14 protein-coding genes are annotated in these 17,497 nt (G+C 45.1%); 8 read left to right on the top strand and 6 right to left on the bottom strand.

All coding sequences use genetic code 11. The features are described 5' to 3' along the window. Positions 1 to 218 precede the first annotated feature (218 nt). Positions 219 to 1,136: a DUF808 domain-containing protein gene (locus tag R1T43_RS18780; protein WP_317350987.1), complete on the bottom strand. Its 918-nt coding sequence runs from the start codon at positions 1,134 to 1,136 to the stop codon at positions 219 to 221. 170 nt (positions 1,137 to 1,306) lie between these two features. On the opposite strand from R1T43_RS18780, the gene R1T43_RS18775 reads away from it, so the two are divergent. Then, on the top strand, positions 1,307 to 2,122 hold the full coding sequence (locus tag R1T43_RS18775; protein ID WP_317350985.1) for an AraC family transcriptional regulator: 816 nt from the start codon (positions 1,307 to 1,309) through the stop codon (positions 2,120 to 2,122). Positions 2,123 to 2,345: 223 nt separating this feature from the next. Then, the gene (locus tag R1T43_RS18770; protein WP_317350983.1) at positions 2,346 to 3,224 is read left to right on the top strand and encodes a DMT family transporter; all 879 of its coding nucleotides are present in this window, start codon (positions 2,346 to 2,348) and stop codon (positions 3,222 to 3,224) included. A gap of 39 nt (positions 3,225 to 3,263) precedes the next feature. Here R1T43_RS18770 and R1T43_RS18765 read toward each other — a convergent pair whose 3' ends face one another. Beyond that, positions 3,264 to 4,118 (bottom strand): hypothetical protein, encoded by an 855-nt coding sequence (locus R1T43_RS18765; protein WP_317350981.1) that lies wholly within the window; start codon positions 4,116 to 4,118, stop codon positions 3,264 to 3,266. A gap of 226 nt (positions 4,119 to 4,344) precedes the next feature. On the opposite strand from R1T43_RS18765, the gene glnK reads away from it, so the two are divergent. The 4 genes from glnK (at position 4,345) to R1T43_RS18745 (ending at position 8,806) form a co-directional block, all read left to right on the top strand. Then, positions 4,345 to 4,683, top strand: a complete 339-nt coding sequence (gene glnK / locus R1T43_RS18760; RefSeq protein ID WP_211069014.1) for a P-II family nitrogen regulator — start codon at positions 4,345 to 4,347, stop codon at positions 4,681 to 4,683. A 32-nt stretch (positions 4,684 to 4,715) separates the two neighbouring features. Next, a complete protein-coding gene (locus tag R1T43_RS18755; RefSeq protein ID WP_013785694.1) occupies positions 4,716 to 5,963 on the top strand; it encodes an ammonium transporter in 1,248 nt (415 codons plus the stop codon). A 183-nt stretch (positions 5,964 to 6,146) separates the two neighbouring features. Continuing rightward, positions 6,147 to 7,826, top strand: coding sequence for a gamma-glutamyltransferase (gene ggt / locus R1T43_RS18750; protein WP_317350977.1), 1,680 nt, complete (start codon positions 6,147 to 6,149; stop codon positions 7,824 to 7,826). 50 nt (positions 7,827 to 7,876) lie between these two features. After that, on the top strand, positions 7,877 to 8,806 hold the full coding sequence (locus R1T43_RS18745; protein WP_211069012.1) for a Dyp-type peroxidase: 930 nt from the start codon (positions 7,877 to 7,879) through the stop codon (positions 8,804 to 8,806). 13 nt (positions 8,807 to 8,819) lie between these two features. Here the strand turns inward: R1T43_RS18745 and R1T43_RS18740 are convergent, their stop codons facing one another. From R1T43_RS18740 to R1T43_RS18725, 4 genes are all read right to left on the bottom strand, one after another. Beyond that, positions 8,820 to 9,902, bottom strand: coding sequence for an adenylate/guanylate cyclase domain-containing protein (locus R1T43_RS18740; RefSeq protein ID WP_211069011.1), 1,083 nt, complete (start codon positions 9,900 to 9,902; stop codon positions 8,820 to 8,822). Positions 9,903 to 9,920: 18 nt separating this feature from the next. Further along, on the bottom strand, positions 9,921 to 11,204 hold the full coding sequence (gene hemL, locus R1T43_RS18735; protein WP_317350973.1) for a glutamate-1-semialdehyde 2,1-aminomutase: 1,284 nt from the start codon (positions 11,202 to 11,204) through the stop codon (positions 9,921 to 9,923). Then, positions 11,191 to 12,222: an aspartate carbamoyltransferase gene (locus tag R1T43_RS18730; protein ID WP_057794414.1), complete on the bottom strand. Its 1,032-nt coding sequence runs from the start codon at positions 12,220 to 12,222 to the stop codon at positions 11,191 to 11,193. The genes hemL and R1T43_RS18730 overlap by 14 nt, the downstream gene beginning before the upstream one ends. Positions 12,223 to 12,307: 85 nt before the next feature. Then, positions 12,308 to 12,964, bottom strand: coding sequence for a TetR/AcrR family transcriptional regulator (locus R1T43_RS18725; protein WP_317350970.1), 657 nt, complete (start codon positions 12,962 to 12,964; stop codon positions 12,308 to 12,310). Positions 12,965 to 13,085: 121 nt separating this feature from the next. Here R1T43_RS18725 and R1T43_RS18720 point away from each other — a divergent pair, with 121 nt between their 5' ends. Then, positions 13,086 to 14,240: an efflux RND transporter periplasmic adaptor subunit gene (locus R1T43_RS18720; RefSeq protein ID WP_317350968.1), complete on the top strand. Its 1,155-nt coding sequence runs from the start codon at positions 13,086 to 13,088 to the stop codon at positions 14,238 to 14,240. Then, positions 14,237 to 17,383, top strand: coding sequence for an efflux RND transporter permease subunit (locus R1T43_RS18715; RefSeq protein ID WP_317350966.1), 3,147 nt, complete (start codon positions 14,237 to 14,239; stop codon positions 17,381 to 17,383). The genes R1T43_RS18720 and R1T43_RS18715 overlap by 4 nt, the downstream gene beginning before the upstream one ends. Positions 17,384 to 17,497: the final 114 nt, after the last annotated feature.

Genomic DNA, 17,497 nt, shown 5'->3' with positions numbered 1-17,497 from the left:
ATTTTTAATGATTTTTAGGTGGGTTTTTGAAATAAATGAAATAACTAATATTTAGTTATTTTATAAATATGTTTTGGTCAAAATGACTAACGTTGGGCTGGTGGGAAATGAAAATTAAAGCGGGACACAATAAATTAAAGAATATGGACAAGCTAAGTAGTTTAATAGTGGGCTACATAAGCTGAAGGGGCGGTGACTTTGCCCCTTCAGCAAACTATTTAGTTTTTACGTAACCGAGAAACCAGGGTGAAGGTGACTGCTAAAATAGCGCCTGCTATTAGGCCCGCAAGCCCATCAGCAATGATAGCCATTACCGTAAAAATCGATGGCGCGAGTTCGCTGAACCACACTGCGGTGTGATGCAAAAAACCAATGTTGTGGGTAAGAATGCCGCCGCCCACCAAAAACATGGCAATGGTGCCGACTATCGCAAGGGTTTTCATTAAAATAGGCGCAGCAATTAATAGCGCACGGCCAAAGAAGCGTTGAAGGCTATTCATGGTGCCCGTGAGTGATTTACGCAGTAAATACAGCCCCACATCATCCATCTTAACAATACCTGCCACCAGCCCATAAACCCCTAACGTAATAGCAATACTAAGCGCTACTAATACGCCTACTTGGGTGGTAAAAGTCGCATCTGTTACGCTACCTAGCGCAATAACAATAATTTCCGCAGAAAGTATGAAGTCAGTACGAATAGCGCCTTTAATCTTCTCTTTTTCAAACGCAACCATATCTACTTTTTCATCAGCTAGGGCGTTTATTCTTGCTTCACGTTCTGCTGACTCATCATCATGCGGTAAGTATTTATGAAGCAGCTTTTCAGCCCCTTCAAAGCACAAATACAGCCCACCTAGTACAAGAAGTACGGTGATCAACGAAGGCACAAAAGCGCTAATAAGCAAAGCGGCAGGAACCAAGATAACCTTGTTCAGCAATGAGCCTTTCGCTACGGCCCACACAACGGGTAATTCTCTGTCAGCTTTCACGCCCTGTACTTGGTTAGCGTTAAGCGCCAAATCATCACCCAGAACACCAGCAGTTTTCTTTGCTGCCACTTTCGACATAACAGCAATGTCATCCATTAATGTCGCGATATCATCGAGAAGGGCTAATAAGTTCGCAGCGGCCACATCACATTCCTTTAAAAAGCCAAAAATGCAGCATACGTTGCACTGTCATAGCTTGGCAATGTTAAGGTATAAAAAGTATTCGTTAATTTTTAACGCATTGCGTTTTGTGCCCTAATGATTTTTAAAAGAGGCACGTAAACTTAAAGCGCTATGCATGACTGTGAGGTAACGTGAAGCCGTCATTATCTATTCGTTCCTATACCCGCACTATGTGTAAGCATGCTCATGACTATTACCAGTTAGTATTGCCGCTTAACGGACATATCGATATTGCACTTGATACTTTTAGTGGGAGCGTAGGAGTAGGAGAGGGAATTTGTATAGCACCTGGGTTCATACATGGCTTTACTGCTGATGAACAGGCGAAATTTATTGTAGCGGATTTACACACAGTGCCGAGTAATATTGCAGATGGCTCCATATCTGCTGATGGCTCCATATCAGCTGAAGGCTCCATATCAGCTGAAGGCTCCATATCAGCTGATGGCTCTCTTCCCGCTAAAGGCTTTTTATTGGCTGGCGGCGCTCCCACTTTTCGAATAAGCACACCCATGCAGGCGTTTTTAGCGTACGTGGAAGTGCAGCTAACGCATCATATAAGTGATGATGAAAATGATGCCATGATAAGGTTGTTCTCGACACTTCTAGCCCAGCAGCAGCGGGGTGTTGCCACTGATAAGCGTATTACTCCCGTGCTTTCTTGTATTCACCAAGATGTCGCTTATCCTCACACTATAGCGTCGCTTGCTAAAATTGCCTGTGTGGGAGCAACACAATTCAAAAAGCGCTTTATCGCAAGTACGGGGATGGGGCTAAGGGAATACCTGATTAATGTGCGTATGGAAAAAGCACGGGCCTTACTGAGTAACACAGATATGCCTATTATTGCGGTGGCTGTAAACGTGGGGTATGACGATGTGTCGGCATTTACTCGTCGGTTTAAACAACATGTGGGCATGCCACCTACACACTTCAAACGCCGATAGCCACAAAGATAGCCATAAAAGTAGCCTCGTAGCTAACTCTAATCAGCACCTTTCATTAGTGCAGTATTTGGCGGCTAAATAGGTTAAAGCGAAGCATTTACAAACACAGTAACGTTTAACAGAAAAGCAGGCTTTCAAATCAATCATGCCGCCTTTTCTGCACAGAATGTATATGCAATTACGGGTATGCTTAGGCTTCTTTAATTTTAACAATGAGCAAGTAATGGCAACGTTTATAGGGCTTGTAGCCATCATTTCATGGGGCGTATTAGCAGTGTTGGGCGTTTACGCATCGTCAGTGCCGCCTTTCCAGTTACTTTTTATCTGCTTTTCAGTTTCTGCGTTATTACTTTTTTTAAAGCGATTAATTAAGCGAGAGCCGTTATTTACATTACCTAAATTAACACTTACCCAATGGATAGTGGCTACCTGTGGTTTATTTGGGTTTCACTTTTGCTATTTCCTAGCCCTTCGCTACGCACCGCCCATTGAAGCAAGCCTTATTGCCTACCTTTGGCCATTGATGCTGGGTATTGCTGTGGCTAACGCGCACCAACGGGTGTTTGCAGTGATAGGAGGTGCATTAGGGTTTATTGGTTGCGGCATTTTAGTCACAGGGGGTGAAAGCATTCAGTTTAATAGCGAATACACTTTGGGCTACGGGCTGGCATTAATCTGCGCCTTAATCTGGTCTGGCTATTCGTGGTTTATGGCTGACACAAAGAGCGATGTTGAAGACATTGGCTGGATATCCATTGCCGTGGCAGCGCTAGCGCTGGGTTCCCACCTAACCCTAGAGTCGAGCCACTGGGATCTTTCATTTTACGCCTGGGTAAGTGCAATACTATTAGGGCTTGGGCCTGTAGGAGGCGCCTTTTACTTATGGGACATTGGGCTCAAATTTGGTAATCGACAATTATTAGCGAGCTTAAGCTTCGCCACGCCTGTCATTTCCAGTATTGCGTTATTTTTGTTTGGAATAAGTACACTGTCTGCCGCAATTTCAATGGCAATAGTGCTTATTATGATTGGCGCGCTAATTAGCAATGCTGTGCCTGCGCTTATTATGAAGCATCGTCTTCGCCAAGCGACAAGAGCCTAATTAATCAAAAGAACTCAAAGGGTTTTAGAGCCTAAGCGGCTAGTCTTTCACAGGTTCTTTAGCGACGCGAGCCTCAATAAAGCGGTCGTAGTCGCTGCCCTTGCTACATTCAAGTGTACCGCCCGTCCAACCACTTAAAACGGTAAGCGCTTTGTTAGTAGTGCCAGAACAATTTACTTTTTTCACCGGCCTTTCATAATAGCTTCTGTCCTCTTCGCCTTTTCGCGTATCAACAAGATCTGGGCTTTCTATTTTCTGCCTATGTGCTTCAGCCGCTCTTAAGCCTTCCTCAGCAATTTCTTCTTGCTCTCTTTGATTAAAAAATTGCGAGGCACTGGCTCGTGGAGACAAGTTTAAACTGCCAGCTTGCTGATTCCTCGTTGAGGAGTCGATAGTAGCTTGAGTATTGGAAATGGTGGGCGCGAGTGCTTCTGTTGGTGCAGACTTGTCTTGTTTAGCTTCTGTGGGTTTAGCGTCAGTAGGTGTTGCTTCAACTGGCTGAGTCTCTACTACTTTTAGCTGTTCGGTAGTTTCAATCACTTTTTCTGGAGGGCGTTCTTGTGCTTTAGCCTCACTAACGGGAGGCGTGGTTTTTTCGGGTTCAGGTGTCTCAGTAATGGTTGTTTCTACACTGACTTTTGGGAAATACAAGGTTGCACTAATGGGAGCAGGTTTATGTACTGGTGTCACACCGCTTTCAAACGTAGTAGAGAAGATCACTATGACTAACCCAATCAGGTGTAAAAGGGTTGAGATAAGTAAGCCTTTTGCGAGCTTCCTCTTATTATTCGCATTAAAAACCTGCGCACGTTCAGGCACATACTCAGGCGCTATAATAGGTGTGATAATTGTCATACCTAATAACTGACCCGCAAGGTCACCAATTAGTTCCATCCTAATTTCATCGCTATTTTCAGTTAATTTAACTCACCACGCTCTAAAATCGGGCATTGATGGCGCAATGCACCATGATGGTGCGATAAATGTAAACAAAATGCATCACGTTTTAGTTAACTTATTGTTTTTAATTGCTAATTATTTGTGGCACATCTCTTGGTTTACTTCCCTGTACAAGACACGAAATGTGCAAAACAACCATTACAAAAACTGGGAGCAACTCATGAAACTAGTCACAGCGATCATCAAGCCGTTCAAGCTAGATGATGTTCGTGAAGCCATTTCAGAAATCGGAATTGACGGTCTTACCGTTACCGAAGTGAAAGGTTTCGGACGTCAAAAAGGACACACTGAACTTTACCGCGGAGCGGAATATCAAGTGGATTTCTTACCTAAAGTCAAACTGGAAATTGCTGTTCAGGACGACCAGGTAGATCGCTTGGTAGAAGCCATCGTTGGCGCAGCCAAGACTGGCAAGATTGGTGACGGTAAGGTATTTGTTTACAACCTTGAACAAGCCGTACGTATTCGAACTGGCGAGTCAGACACAGACGCGTTGTAAGCCAAAACGATTAATTTGCGGAGAAAAGCATAATGGAAATTACATTTGAACTCGGGTATGCACTAGATACCTTTTACTTCTTAATCTGCGGTGCACTAGTTATGTGGATGGCGGCAGGTTTCGCCATGCTAGAAGCTGGCTTGGTACGCGCTAAAAACACGACAGAAATTCTAACTAAAAATATCGCGTTATTTGCCATTGCTAGCACCATGTATATGATTTGCGGCTACGGCATCATGTATGGTGGCGGCGAGTGGAGCCCGTTCCTAGGTGGAATTATGGGTGACGGCGCAACAGGTGTTGCTGAAGATGCAGCAACGTATGCACCTTCTGCTGATTTCTTCTTCCAAGTGGTATTCGTTGCAACGGCAATGTCTATTGTTTCGGGTGCAGTGGCTGAGCGTATGAAGCTTTGGGCTTTCTTAGCGTTTGCTGTTGTAATGACTGGTTTCATCTATCCTATGGAAGGTGCTTGGACGTGGGGCGGCGAAGCTGTATTTGGCATGTACACCCTTGGTGACCTTGGCTTCTCTGACTTTGCAGGTTCGGGTATTGTTCACATGGCAGGTGCTGCCGCAGCATTAGCTGGTGTATTGGTACTTGGCGCTCGTAAAGGCAAATATACTGCTGATGGTAAAGTTAACGCTATTCCAGGTGCTAACCTTCCACTAGCTACACTAGGTACATTCATTTTATGGATGGGTTGGTTTGGCTTTAACGGTGGTTCAGTACTAGCTACTGCAACAGTTGAAAGTGCAAACGCGGTAGCGATTGTATTTATGAATACTAACGCAGCAGCAGCGGGTGGTTGTATTGCAGCGCTTATCTTAGCACGCATTATGTTTGGCAAAGCCGACCTAACTATGGCCCTTAACGGTGCACTAGCTGGTTTGGTTGCTATTACTGCTGAGCCTTCTACTCCTACGCCACTACAAGCAACCTTATTCGGCGGCCTTGGTGGTATCTTAGTAGTACTAAGCATTGTAGCGTTAGATAAACTTAAAATTGATGATCCAGTAGGTGCTATCTCTGTTCACGGTGTTGTTGGTCTACTTGGTCTTATCCTTGTTCCATTCACTAACGACGGTTCAAGCATCGTTGGTCAGTTAATTGGTGCTGCTACCATCTTTGTTTGGGTGTTTGTAGTAAGCCTAGTTGTTTGGTTAGCGATTAAAGCCGTCATTGGTGTTCGTGTAACTGAAGAAGAAGAATTCGACGGTGTTGATATGAGTGAATGTGGTCTGGAAGCTTATCCTGACTTCACCAACGGCCGTACGTAAGGAAGTCTGAACAGGCAAAATTACTTATAATAACGATAATGCCTGTATCACCAATCTTAAGCCCCGCATCTGCGGGGCTTTTTTCGTTTTTCATAAAGTTAAAAATAACGCTAAACTATTGATAATTTACTTAGTTAGCAATAATGCTAAATTAGGTTTGTTCTCTTATTAGGATAATAAATCATGCTGTTGCGATGTTTGTTACTACTGTGTGTCAGTCAAATGGCTTATGGGTACGATAGAGTTACCGGCGCGCCTTTTGCGAGTCGTTCAGAAGTTATTGCGCAACATGGTATGGCCGCTACGAGCCAACCGCTTGCAACCCAAGTGGCTCTGGACGTGCTTAAACGCGGCGGAAGCGCCGTAGATGCTGCCATTGCTGCGAACGCTATGCTGGGGCTTGTTGAACCTACAGGGGCAGGTGTAGGCGGCGATCTATTCGCAATGGTATGGGATGCCAAGGAAAACAAGTTAGTTGGGTTGAACGCATCGGGCCGCTCTCCAAAGCTACTGACCAAACAAGTGTTTAACGATAGAGGTTTAGCGCAAATACCTAAATTCGGCCCACTGCCAGTGTCTGTGCCTGGGGCAGTAGATGGCTGGTTTATGCTCCATGAAAAGTTTGGCAAATTGCCTATGACGGCTTTGCTTACGCCGGCCATTGAATATGCAAAGAATGGCTTTCCAGTTTCTGAACTGGTTGCTTATTATTTAGCAATGAACAATGACAGAATTGGTCATTACGATGGTTTTGCAGAAACGTTTCTTATTAATGGAAAAGTCCCTAAAAAAGGGGATGTATTTAAGAACCCTGGTCTTGCGGTAACCTACGAAAAAATTGCAACTGGTGGGCGAGATGCTTTTTATAAGGGTGACATTGCGCAAAATATTGATGCCTATATGAAATCCCAAGGTGGCTATCTTTCTTATGCCGATTTAGCATCGCATACGTCAGAGTGGGTAGAACCGGTATCGGCGAATTATCGTGGCTACGATGTATGGGAGCTTCCCCCTAATGGGCAGGGCATTGCGGCATTACAAATACTCAATGTATTAGAGCGCTACGACATTGAAGGCATGGGGTTTAATTCTGCTGATTACATCCACACCTTCGTAGAAGCTAAAAAGTTAGCGTTTGAAGATCGCGCAAAATTTTATGCTGATCCCGCATTTAATGACATTCCCGTTGAGTGGTTAATTTCCAAAGATTACGCCACCAAACGCCAGCAGCTTATTAACGATGATAGGGCCGCAAAGCGTGTAGATGCAGGTATTTACGATGGCGATACAGTTTATTTAACGGTGGCCGATAAAGACGGTAACATGGTATCGCTCATTCAAAGTAATTATCGCGGTATGGGGTCAGGTATGACACCGCCAGGGCTTGGTTTTGTACTACAAAATCGAGGTGAGATGTTTACGCTAGAAGAAGGGCATTTCAACGAACTTAAGCCTGAAAAGCGCCCATTTCATACAATTATCCCTGCATTTGTTACTCGTAATGGTGCGCCGTTTTTAAGCTTTGGCGTTATGGGCGGAGGCACACAGCCTCAAATGCATGCACAAATTATCGTGAATATGCTCGATTTCGGCATGAATTTACAAGAAGCTGGTGATGCGCCGCGTATTTTACATAGTGGCTCTAGTACTCCAACGGGTAAGTTGATGCGTGATGGCGGTTATATCAGCCTTGAATCTGGCTTCGATGAAACAGTGCAGCGAGAGTTAATGGAGCGGGGACACACATTGCAGCGTGTTGTTGGCGCTTTTGGGGGTTATCAAGCCATAATGTGGGATGATAAGCGAAAGGTTTACTTTGGGGCTTCTGAAAGCCGAAAAGATGGACAAGCAGCGGGTTATTAATACACACTTGTTTCATTGTTCGCCATGGTTAAATAACAATAAGAGTGCCCATGACACAACCACAAAAAGGGATTTGCGCAGAACCTAATTTACATGCGCAATATTTACTGCTTAACGTTATTGATGACGATTGTGAGGCGGTAAGGGCGAAGCTTGCCCGGGTGTTGGATATATTCGAACACTTTGAGTCAGAGCACTACGAAGCCATGGTGACCGGCGTTGTGGCAATTGGAACCGGTTATTGGACTGAAGTGTACCCAGGGTTAATTCCAGTAGAACTGATGCCTTTCCCTGATATGCAGTGTGAGGACAGAAGTGCGCCTACTATGCCCTGTGATTTGTTTATTCAAATTAGGGCTGATCGGTTAGATATTTGTCATGCCATCGGTATCGAAGTGATGGATTTACTGCGATTACACGTAGAAATGGTAGAACAAATACGTGGTTTTCGTTACCTCGATGGACGGGATCTTACCGGGTACTTGTATGCTGCTGACAACCCGCGTGGAATGAAGCGCAGAGAGGTTGCCATCGTAAGCGAAAACGATCCTGATTTTAGCGGTGGAAGTTATCTTCACGTACAGCGCTACAAGCATGACTTACGCCGTTGGCACAGCCTCTCATCACGGCAGCAAGAACAAGTGATGGGGACAACTCAGCAGCATAACTTGGTGAGTGCAGAACAATCTGAATCTTCTCATAGTGTACGCGCCAACATAATTACCACTGAAAGTGGTAAAGCAGGGCTGATAAAACAAGGTATGCCTTATGGCGATATGGTGTCGCAAGGGCTGCTGTTTGTAAGTTGTTCGGCCAGTGCTAGACCCTTTAAAGCTATGCTGCATAGCCAAATATATGGCAATGGTGACGGAGATTACGACCGCTGGTTAGATTTCACCAATGCGGAAACAGGTGCTGCCTTTTTTGCGCCGTCTGTAACCTTTATTCGCGAGCAGGCGAAAAATACAGAATCTGAATAACCTCGGTGAGGCGTTACTGAATATTTAACGCGCCATCCCAGTCATCTGGCAGCAGCATGTTTTGATATATACGACACACATCGATGTGGTGCTTTGCCAAGGAATCTTGAGGAAGAATAGCTAGCGCCGCTTCAAAGTGCGCGATGGCCAAATCCCACTCTTTATCTATTCGACAAGCTAAGCCAGCGGCGATTTTAGATTGAACCGAAAACCGTTCTTCCTGCTGTTCATATGGCAAATGGCTAAGCACTTCATAAATTCGGATGGGGGATTTGCGCCCTTTTACCCGAACCCAGTCAAGAAGCCGTGTTTTAATAGGGAACTTATCTCCCATTCCTTCAAGTACTTGTGCACTGACAATAATGTCAGCACCGTATTTTGGCGCTAGCGCTTCTAAACGACAGGCAATATTAACGCTGTCGCCAATAACTGTGGTATCCATTCTATCGTCGGAACCTACCGTTCCCATTACCACAGGACCATAATGTATTCCCACGCCCACATTAATGGGAACAAAGCCCTTACGTTTACGACGAATATTATAAAAATCGAGGGTTTTGCGTAATTCCATCGCAGCGTTAATCGCGTCAATTGCTTTATCTTGCGGAGTACCACCAGGGTGATCAAACAATGCCATCATGGCATCGCCGATAAACTTATCGATAAACCCGCCGTTCTCGTGGATGGGTTTATTCATACGCAGAAAATACGAGTTGAGAAAACCCATGAGTTCCTGAGGACGCATTTTTTCTGATAAGCCGGTAAACCCGCGGATGTCGCAAAAAAGAATTGCCACATCTTGCTCATCGGCATAACCAAGCTCAATATGGCCTGAACCGGTTTTTGTAATGTGGTCGATAAACTGTTGGGGGACGAACTTTTGAAAGGCTTGAGATAACTTTAACGCTTCATCAGCAACGTGTTGATTATGCTGATCGGTTGAGGGATCTGATTTTAATTTTGCTCTAACTCGTTGTCGGTATACAAGTCTATTGAGTCTGTGCCGGCGATACTTCACCAGCACAGCGGTAACGACAACACTGTAAGCAAAAACTAAAAACAAGACACTTAGTAGTAACCAATCCGTTGTCGTCAAAATACCTATCCATTATTGTTATTTGAGCATTGCAAACACCTTGTCAGCTGCTTCTAAAGTTTTAGCAATGATATCCTTATCATGCGCTTTCGATACAAATCCAGCTTCGTATGAGGCAGGTGCCAAGTAAACACCTTGCTCCAACATGCCGTGGTAAAATTTGTTGAACTGCTCTGTGTTGCAGTTAATGGCCTGCTGATAATTAGTAACGCGCTCAATGTCGGTAAAGAATATCCCAAACATACTGCCGGCAACATTAGTACTTAGTTTAATGCCATGCTTATTGGCAAGAGCTTGCATACCATCAGCGAGCGCTTGGGTATTTTCAAAGATGCCTTCGTAAAGACCTTCTTCTTGAATTTGCTGCATGGCGGCCAAACCGGCTGCCATCGCCACTGGGTTACCAGAAAGCGTACCAGCTTGGTAAACAGGACCTGTAGGGGCAATATGGGTAAGAATGTCTCTTCTACCACCAAAGCAACCTACCGGCATTCCGCCGCCAATTACTTTACCTAAGCAAGTTAAGTCGGGTTTTATGCCATAACGTTCTTGGGCTCCGCCGCGGGATACCCGAAAACCAGTCATCACTTCATCAAATATCAGAAGACTACCGTATTCGTCACACACTTCACGAAGACCTTCTAAAAAGCCTTCAACAGGTGGAATACAGTTCATATTACCAGCAACTGGCTCAACAATTATACAGGCAATGTCGTTTCCGTGAGCATTAAACACCTCTTTTACACTATCGATATTGTTATATTCGACAGTAAGGGTGTGCTCGGCCACGTTAGCGGGTACCCCAGGAGAGCTTGGCACGCCCATGGTCAATGCCCCAGAACCTGCTTTTACTAGCAAAGAGTCGGCATGGCCGTGGTAACAGCCTTCAAATTTAACGATTTTATTGCGACCCGTGTAGCCACGAGATAAGCGAATAGCCGACATGGTGGCTTCAGTTCCTGAATTTACCATGCGTACCATTTCCATCGACGGCACCAATTTACTGACTGTTTCAGCCATAATGATTTCAGCCTCGGTAGGCGCACCGAATGAAAGGCCGAATTCAGAGGCATCGATGACTGCTTGACGAATTTGTGGGTTGTTATGACCCAATACCATGGGACCCCATGATTGCACGTAATCGATATACTGTTTACCGTCGGCGTCCCACATGTAAGGGCCATCAGCCTTGGTAATAAAGCGAGGTGTTCCGCCAACGGCTTTAAAGGCGCGAACGGGAGAATTAACACCGCCAGGAATTGTTTTTTGGGCGCGGGTAAAAAGGACTTCAGATTTTTGCATGTAATTCATTGCTCTTGTTGCTGAACCATACCACTTCACGTTCATATTTAGTCAATAACTCTTCAACGCCTAACGTAAGCGCAAATAGCGCCATGCGTACTAGAACACCGTTGTCAGTTTGTCTGAATATGGCAAGGTTTGGATTTAAATTTAGGTCGTTATCTAACTCGTTAGCCTCTATACGAGAATCCCGAGGAAGTGGATGCATAATGACGGTTTTAGACTGGAAATGGCGAGTATAAATAGAGTGGTTTAAACGAAATTTTCCACGGTATTTATTCGCTTCTTCTTGAGAAGGAAAGCGCTCTTCCTGAATGCGGGTTTGGTAACAAATGTCGGCATCCATACTGCCTTCAAGTGTTTCAGTAATATTGAGCTGATGCCCCGCATTTTCAATTGTATCGATAATCGGCTGTGGCATGGCTAACTCTTTGGGAGATATTAGCGTAAAGCGCACATTTTTAAATAAGCACAATAGGCGAGATAACGAGTGTACGGTTCTGCCATAACGAAGGTCGCCAATCATGGCGATATGCAATCCGTCAATACCATGCCCATGATATTCCAGTTCACGTTTAATGGTGAATAGGTCGAGCAAGGCTTGAGTAGGGTGTTCATTAGCGCCATCACCACCGTTAATCACTGGTACACGACTGCCTTCTGCAAACTCGGCTACCGATCCGGCAGCAGGGTGACGCATGGCAATAATGTCTGAGTAACCGCTTAGTACGCGGGCGGTATCATAGAGTGATTCGCCTTTAGCTAAAGCTGAACTCGCCATGCCGGTGGTCTCACGTACTTCGCCACCTAAAAGGTTAAACGCAGTACCGAAACTGACGCGAGTACGGGTGCTAGGTTCGAAAAATAAATTACCAAGAATAGCGCCTTCAAGCACAGTGGTGCGCTTTTGGCGTTTCGCATAAGGCTGCATAGAATCTGCAACTGAGAATACTTTCTCAATAGCCTCACGATCGAATTGATTAACCGAAAGAATGTGGTTACCGGTAAAGTCAGACATATGTCACTCAATCATCAACGAAAACGGCTGTAGTGTATAACAAACGAGGAAATAAGTAATCCTTCGTCGCCGTCTTGAGGGGGAGTTATTCGTCTTTATTTGTACAATAAGTATTAAATAGCAGTAAGGTTTTCTCGACAGCAATTTCTACATGGGCGCTAATGGCTTTATCGGGCATTGCCACCTGTACACCGCACAGCAATTTGTTGTGAAATTCACTTTGTAGCAATGAACAATAGTCTATGGCCAACTGTACGCTGTTAGCTTTCGTTAGCGCGCCTTTGCCATAAAAGAAAAACATTTCAGAGAAAGCTTCTATCGATGCACCAGGCCCAGCATCATAAAATAGTTTTGCTACATGAGGGGTGCTTTGCGCTTCACCAATGACCAGCCTGAAAACAGCAACCGCTTCTGGGTCTTGAATTAACCTGATGAATTGCGCACCTACCTGCTTTAAATAATGGTTTAGCGGTAGGTTAGCATTTGTGCCCTGCATCAATTGGTTGGTATCGAGTTGGTAAGATTGGCACTTCTTTGTAATAGCAGCCTTAAACAAGGCGTCTTTATTATCGAAATGAGAGTAAACCGTTTGTTTTGATACCCCAGATGCCTTAGCAATATTGTCCATTGAAGTATTTGCGAAACCATTCTCTATAAATAAGCACGACGCTGAATGAAGAATAAGGTTATGTTTTTCTTCGCTTTTTGGGCGGCCTTGTCGTTTGTTTTTTTGCTCAGACAATGGAATCTCACTTAAATTTATAATATCAAACTAGACGGTCTAGTATTTATAATCTAGCATAGTAAAAATAGTATACCAAATATGCCTCGGCTAATAGGCCTGCAGAAGCAAGGAAAATGAAATGACAATTGAGTCCACTGAACAAGGAAAAGGGGCATCGACAGCATTGTATGCTGCTATCACTATCTTCGTTGTTGGATTAACGCTTCTGCTGTTTGCTGCCGGGCTTAATGGCGCCACACAAACACTCACCGACCATCCACCTACCGCGGTTTCCACTCAGCGAGTTACGCTGCAAAGCGGTTTTGAAATGCCGGTAAAAATTTATGGATTAATTGAATCTCCCAAAGCAGCTGATGTGTCTTTTGATACCAGTGGCCAAGTCATGGCAATTTTCGTTGATGAAGGGGATACGGTTCAAAAAGGTGAGGTACTAGCCAAGCTAGACAATGACAGATTGACTGCGCGCCTTGTGGAATTAAACGCAACATTAGAACGTACCCGTGCAGATTTAACCTTGGCAGAGCTAAGCGAAAAGCGGGTCACTGTGCTGGTGGAGAAAAAACTAGAATCGTCGCAACGATTAGATGAGGTTAAAGCCAATACCGCTGCTGCCAGTGCGCAGGTAAAAGAAATTGAAGCAAGCATTGAAAGTCTAGATGTAGAGCAAACTAAAACAAAATTGCTCGCGCCTTTCTCAGGCACAATTAGCGCGCGTTACTTTGATGAAGGTAGTGTTGTTGCGGCAGGGACTGCCTTGCTGAGTCTTACTAGCGATGCTCCCTTACAAGCTCGCTTTGCGGTGCCAGCAGATATGGTCTCTCTATTTCGGGTAGGTGAAAAGGTAGCCCTTAATGTTGATGCGTTAAATATTGAAGCAACGGTGAGCCAGCTTTCCCCTGTGCGCAACAGACAAACCCGTACTGTTGATATCCTCGTAAATCTATCGAGCAATGCAGGCCTAAGACCAGGCGATCTTGCTACCTTATTAGGGCAACGTCACGGCGATAGCACCGGCAGTTGGATACCTGCTAGTGCCCTTAGCAATGGTTTACGAGGCCTATGGCGAGTCTTTGTCGTGACAGAACAAGAAGGACTTACCCTTGAAAGCAGAACCGTTGAAGTTATTTACACCAACGGTGAGCGTGCCTTTGTACGCGGTGCCTTAAGTGATGGCGACCGCTTAGTAACAGGTGGTACGCATAAGCTGTCGCCAGGGCAATCGGTTAAATTAAGTGAGGGGAGTGTGAATAGCGCCGAGGGAGCAACGCAATGAACCCTATGCTATTTGATACTGATAAAAAATATCCATGGTATACGTTATTTTACCGGCGCCCTCACTTACTCGTTTTAAGCTTAGTGATATTACTTGTCGCAGGTATGTCTGCGCTAGGTAACTTACCGCGTTTAGAAGACCCTAGAATTGATACCCGAAATGCCTTAGTAATTACTGCCTACCCAGGTGCTTCGGCAGAAAGGGTGGAAGCCCTTGTCAGTGATGTAATAGAAGATAAGCTACGCGAAATCTTTGAAATAAAGGAAGTTAAATCAACTTCAAGAGCTGGTATATCGGTCATCAATATTGAAACTCAAGATTGGATTGATAGCAGTAGTAACGAACAGTTATTCAGTGAAATACGAGACGCTATAGGCGAAGCATCAGCAGGTTTCCCTGAAGGTATAGGCTCGCCTATTTTTGATGAAAAGCGCGGAGCCACGGCATTCACGTTATTACTGGCTTTAAAAGCCTCACACCCCGATACCACATCGCTTACTCTTACGGGGCGGTTAGCGGAAGAACTCACCGATAGACTTCGTAATGTACATGGCACCGAGTTAGTGCGTATTTATGGTGCGCCGGAAGAAGAAATTAGCGTAAGTATCTCCCCGGATAAACTCGCGGCCACCGGCCTAAATCTTGGACAAGTCAGCAATATTATTAGTAGCGCCGATCCTAAACTTCCTGCAGGTGTGCTTGACACTGAAAGCACAAATTTACGCTTCACTGTGGCGAAAGGATTAGACGGAGTGGCGATGGTGTCTGCTATTCCATTGGTTAATCAAGAGGGGCGTTATTTACGGGTAGAAGACGTTGCAAAGGTATCCCGCGGCTATGTAACGCCACGTTCTGACATTGGTGTGCTCGACGGAGAAGAAGTTATCTTTGTTGCTGCCCGTATGCAAACCTCGCTACGTGCCGATGTATGGACTAACGATGTGCTAAGCGTGGTGGATAGCTTTAATCAGGAATTCAAAGGCACGGTAACAGCTGACATCGCTTTTGAGCAGAATAAATATACCGGCAATCGCCTAGCCGAACTATCGGGCAACCTATTGATGGGCTGTGCGGTAGTCATGTTAGTTATTTTACTCTTTATGGGGTTTAAAGCGTCATGGATTGTGGGGTTAGCGCTTCCTTTGTGTGCATCTTTTGCGCTGTTCTCTTTAAACTTTTATAACGAACAAATTCACCAAATGTCCATTTTCGGCATGATTATCGCCATCGGACTGTTAATCGACAACGCCATTGTTATTACCGATGAAATTCGGATTAACTTACAAGACCCATCTGCTACTCGCGTTGGAGCGATGGCCAAAAGCGTTTCTCACCTTTTTGCGCCTTTACTCGCCTCAACACTTACCACCATATTAGGCTTCATGCCTATTTTCCTGCTAAACGGTAATATTGGTGATTTTGTTGGGCCTATTGCTATAAGCGTGGTGATGGCATTAATTGGCTCGTTGTTTATATCCCTAACCGTAATAGCGGCATTAGCGGCTCGCTTTCTTCCTAAAGGAGAAGAAGCTGAGAATGTAGGGAATAAACATTGGTGGCAAGTAGGGTTACAAGCCCCTAAATTAAGCCAAGCGTTTCGCGTACATTTAGCCGCGTGGATTGCACGACCCATTTTAGTTCTACCGCTAGTGCTTGTTTTTTGTATCTCTGGTTTTGTACTTTCAGGCACGCTGGCTAACGTATTTTTCCCTAGTGCTGATAGAGATCAGTTCGAAGTTTACATGTGGACAAAAGAGGGTAGCAGCATAGATAACACCCTCACTTACACCCACAAAGTCGACAGTGTTATCCGCGAAAGTGAAGGGGTGAAGCAGGTGACATGGTTAGTAGGAGGTTCTGCCCCATCGGTATATTACAACCAAGTCATGACACGGGATAATTTACCCAACTTTTCTAATGCTGTAGTCACGACACACACAGTAGAAGAGGCCGCGAATTTAATCAGCCGTTTGCAACGTCACCTTGATGATACCTTCCCTGAAGTTCAAATTGTGGTGCGCGCCTTTGGACAAGGACCGCCTATTGCTGCGCCGGTAGAAGTAGAAATCTTCGGGCCTGATTTAGACATCTTGAATGAATTGGGTCAGCAGGTTCGATTTTTAATGTCACAAGTGCCCGGAATTTCCCAATCAACAGCGAGTATCACTATGGGTGAGCCGGAACTAAATGTGGATGCTTCAAGTGATACATTGTCGTACCTTGGCCTGAGCCTGTCCGATTTAGCCAGTCAGATGCAAATTAACTTTTCAGGGCTTGCTGGTGGTTCAGTGTTGGAAAGTACGGAAGAAATTCCTGTGCGGGTGAGATTATCAGATAGTTTCAGGCAAGATGTCGCGGGCATAAACGCCATGCCTATTCCCGTGGCGGGGGACAGTTCGGTAAACAGCGCTATAAATTGGTCGTCGTTAGGTGCGGTGGCTTCGTTAACACTCGCACCATCTATCAGCAGTATTACCCGCCAAGATGGTGAGCGGGTCAATCGTATTCAGGCTTACCTATTGCCGAATATTCCTCCTGTTGATGCCAGTAATACTTTAAGACAGAAGCTAAACGAAAGCTTAGCCTTGCCAGAAGGGTATCGTATTCATCTTGCAGGAGATGCCGACGAACAGCGACGGGCAATGGGGCAGCTAGGAACTTACGCGCCAGTGCTCCTTGTACTTATGCTAACTACCCTAATTCTAACCTTTACGAGCTTGCGTATGGCAGGGGTGATTGTATTGGTAGCCATACTCTCGGTAGGACTTGGCATGTTTAGCTTATGGTTATCAGGTTTACCGATAGGCTTTAACCCCCTATTAGGATCTGCAGGGCTAATTGGGGTTGCAATAAATGGCTCCATCGTGGTTATTGCGGCGATAAATGCAAACACAGAAGCTAAACATGGAAACATTGCTGCTATCGTGCAGGAAACTATGGGCTGTAGCAGGCACATTCTTTCCACCACCTTTACGACAGTAGGTGGGTTAATCCCGCTATTACTCTTCAGCGAAGGCAGCTTCTGGCCGCCCCTTGCGGTCGTGCTAGCCGGTGGCGTAGGCTTTTCTGTCATATTATCGTTAGTGTTCACACCCACCTTGGTGGCAGCATTTCAGCGATACCGCTATCGACATCTGGCCTAACAACACGAGTTATAAACAGGTAAACTGTATTTATTATTAATCTGTTTGCCTGTTTATGCGTAAAGATCAGAATAAACGAAATGCGCCAACACGCCATTTTAGCTGGTGGAAGAC

Source organism: Alteromonas sp. CI.11.F.A3, from assembly GCF_032925565.1.
Lineage (GTDB): Bacteria > Pseudomonadota > Gammaproteobacteria > Enterobacterales > Alteromonadaceae > Alteromonas.
The sequence above is the reverse complement of the archived record's forward strand: the minus strand, read 5'-3'. Positions and strand labels throughout refer to the sequence as shown.

Excerpts from the sequence above, each read along its gene's own strand:
- R1T43_RS18770 (WP_317350983.1), top strand. The coding sequence starts at position 2,346 with ATGGCAACGTTTATAGGGCTTGTAGCCATCATTTCATGGGGCGTATTA.
- R1T43_RS18765 (WP_317350981.1), bottom strand. The coding sequence starts at position 4,118 with ATGGAACTAATTGGTGACCTTGCGGGTCAGTTATTAGGTATGACAATT.
- glnK (WP_211069014.1), top strand. The coding sequence starts at position 4,345 with ATGAAACTAGTCACAGCGATCATCAAGCCGTTCAAGCTAGATGATGTT.
- R1T43_RS18755 (WP_013785694.1), top strand. The coding sequence starts at position 4,716 with ATGGAAATTACATTTGAACTCGGGTATGCACTAGATACCTTTTACTTC.
- ggt (WP_317350977.1), top strand. The coding sequence starts at position 6,147 with ATGCTGTTGCGATGTTTGTTACTACTGTGTGTCAGTCAAATGGCTTAT.
- R1T43_RS18745 (WP_211069012.1), top strand. The coding sequence starts at position 7,877 with ATGACACAACCACAAAAAGGGATTTGCGCAGAACCTAATTTACATGCG.
- hemL (WP_317350973.1), bottom strand. The coding sequence starts at position 11,204 with ATGCAAAAATCTGAAGTCCTTTTTACCCGCGCCCAAAAAACAATTCCT.
- R1T43_RS18730 (WP_057794414.1), bottom strand. The coding sequence starts at position 12,222 with ATGTCTGACTTTACCGGTAACCACATTCTTTCGGTTAATCAATTCGAT.
- R1T43_RS18720 (WP_317350968.1), top strand. The coding sequence starts at position 13,086 with ATGACAATTGAGTCCACTGAACAAGGAAAAGGGGCATCGACAGCATTG.
- R1T43_RS18715 (WP_317350966.1), top strand. The coding sequence starts at position 14,237 with ATGAACCCTATGCTATTTGATACTGATAAAAAATATCCATGGTATACG.